The organism is Mycobacterium sp. NGS11, assembly GCF_059813315.1.
In genome coordinates this window covers 1-2,681 of sequence record NZ_JCALEJ010000059.1, presented here as the reverse complement: position 1 = coordinate 2,681, position 2,681 = coordinate 1, and the positions used below count along the sequence as shown (strand labels likewise).

The window sequence follows — 2,681 nt, the reverse complement described above, 5'->3', positions numbered from 1 at the left end:
CATTGCACGGGGGTCCGGTCAGTGGAGCGGCCACCGCTCGCCACAGACCAGCCGCCAGCTGAGCTCAATCAAAGAGTCTCCGGACACGGGGACGGTTCGCGTTGGATTATCCGGCGATGAGCGGATTTGTGCGGTGCTCACCGTTTCCTCGGTTTGAGCCAGAAGCCATTTCGGAAGTGCCTTGGTGTGATGTCGAGGCCGGAAGCGTTGCCGACCGGAATGCTTTGGTCGTGAAGCGCAGACCGTCATCGATCTTGCCGCGGCGTATTTGACGGACATCGAAGAGGTAATTCTGCTTTGCTTTCCATGGACCGCGGGATCCAGACTTAGGCAGTTGATCCATCGCGCGTTGGAAGTAGCCAGGCGCAAAATCCGTGAACGGCAGTTCCTCGACATCCTCGCCAGGGTGGGGAGCTACGACGGTGTCGTAGCCGTGCGCATCCATGTAGTTGAGTAAGCGACAGACGTATTCAGACACCAGGTCTGCTTTGAGTGTCCAGGACGCGTTGATGTAACCGATAGTGAACGCCATGCTCGGGACGTCGGATAGCATCATGGCCTTATAGGTCATCGACTTCGCGACGTCGACGACCTGGCCGTTACGGGTAATCTTGGCGCCGCCGAACAGCCGCATGTTCAAACCGGTCGCGGCGACAATGATGTCGGCCGTCAACTCCTGATCCGAGGAAAGCTTGATCCCGGTCCTGGTGATGTGGTCGATAGTATCGGTGACTACATCGGCCTTGCCGTCCCGAATGGCCTTAAAAAGGTCGCCGTTAGGGGCCAGGCATATCCGTTCATCCCACGGGTTGTACTTCGGCCCGAAATGCTTATCCACGTCATAGCCTGCGGGCAGCTGGTGCTTAGCCCAAGCGATCAGCGCTTTTCGCATGGAACGGGGAAAGCGACGCGCCAGTCTGTACTGCGCCACAGCTAACAGGATGTTCTTCCAGCGGTTGACGAAGTCCGCGCTCCTGGTCGGTAACCACTTGATGAGCTGCACGGCGATAGGGTCGATGTTTGGCAGCGATGCGATGTAAGTCGGTGAACGCTGCAGCATCGTTACCTGGCCAGCGCCTGAATCCACGAGGGACGGAATGAGGGTCACTGCGGTAGCACCGCTGCCGATGACGACGATGTTCTTACCCGCATAATCGAGGTCTTCGGGCCAGTTCTGCGGGTGAACAATAATTCCTTCGAAATCCTTCTCGCCCCGGAATTCTGGACGATACCCCTGGTCGTAGTCGTAGTAGCCGCTGCACGCAAACAGGAACGCGGCCGTGATCTCGGTCGTCTTTTGGCGGTCCCCAGCCACCTTGATCGTCCAGCGCCTGTCGGCGTCCGACCAGTCCGCAGACAATACCTGGCTACCAAACCGGATGTGGTTGTCGATGCCGCTCTCGGCGGCAGCTTCCCAGAGATAATCCTTGATCGTGGCGCCATCAACGGTAAAGCGCGGCGAGTGCCACGGCTTGAAGCGGAACCCGAAGGTGCACATGTCGGAGTCCGATCGGATGCCCGGATACTTGAAAAGGTCCCATGTACCACCCAGATCAGCTCTGCGCTCTAGAACTACATAACTCTTGTTGGGACAGCGCTCCTGCAGATGCCAGGCAGCGCTGATACCGGAAATACCCGCACCCACAATCACAACGTCAAAAAATTCGGACATAAAACTGCTTGCTCCCTTCTTGGCGACGGTCTCGGTGAAATTCGGTCACTTCAGGTAGCCGACCAGGGCCCCCTTGGTGCCGAAGAGTTCCTCTTGCCATTGCTCGAGCAACGCGTTGGTGTCGATGTCGTCGGGGTGAAATCCCGGTCGCAAGTATTGCCTGAGCTCTGGGATCAAACCCCGAAATATGGGGCCGCGGTAGACCCGATAGGTCTCACGCACCAGTCGCACTGGCTGACGGCACGCTTCGGGATCCCGCGCCACCGAATACGCCAGCGTGCCACTCATGAGGAGGAGCAGAAGGGGGATCATTACCGCCATCACACGTCGACGCACCCGCTCGGTACCCCCCACCGAGCGGAATACATCAAAGGCAACCGACTTGTGCTCAAGTTCCTCCAGCGCATGCCACTTCAGGAGATTCCACACCTCCGCATCACCCGGGATCGCCCGGAAGTCCTCATCGCCGAGCAGCCGCTCAGCAAGTATCGCGGTGAAGTGTTCTGCGGCTGCTGTCACCGCCAGCGGAATCCGGGCCGGCAGCACCTCCTCGATGCGTTTCACCCAATCAACAAACTTTTCTGAATCCCACCACCCAATCGGATACCCCATGTCAACGAGCTTGTCATTGAGCGCCCGATGCTGCTGGCCATGCACCGATTCCTGACCGATAAACCCGGCCACCCGCTTCTTCAACCCAGGATCGGTGATCTCATCGGCAAACCGACGCACCGACCGAATGAACAACTCCTCCCCCGGCGGAAACGACCCCGACAAGTTCGCCCACAGGTGGCTGAAGATGATGTCGTCATCGAAGAAATACTTGCTGCCCTCGACAAAGGGGAAACGTATCCGCCGGGTTCTCGGATACCGAGACCCCACACTCGCCGCACTTGCAGTGGTCACTGCCCCTTGTCCTATGTCTCCGTCGACCATGACGGTTGCCTTTCCTCGAACATCCAGTTTCGGATACCGATAGTATCGGGTGTAGGCGCGGATGGCTACAAAT

2 protein-coding genes are annotated in these 2,681 nt (G+C 58.3%); both read right to left on the bottom strand.

The annotated features are described in order from the left end of the window. Positions 1-106: 106 nt before the first annotated feature. Positions 107-1,672 (bottom strand): flavin-containing monooxygenase, encoded by a 1,566-nt coding sequence (locus tag AC5Y4T_RS26055; RefSeq protein ID WP_065122888.1) that lies wholly within the window; start codon positions 1,670-1,672, stop codon positions 107-109. 45 nt (positions 1,673-1,717) lie between these two features. Further along, positions 1,718-2,608 (bottom strand): metal-dependent hydrolase, encoded by an 891-nt coding sequence (locus AC5Y4T_RS26050; RefSeq protein ID WP_173662727.1) that lies wholly within the window; start codon positions 2,606-2,608, stop codon positions 1,718-1,720. Positions 2,609-2,681: the final 73 nt, after the last annotated feature.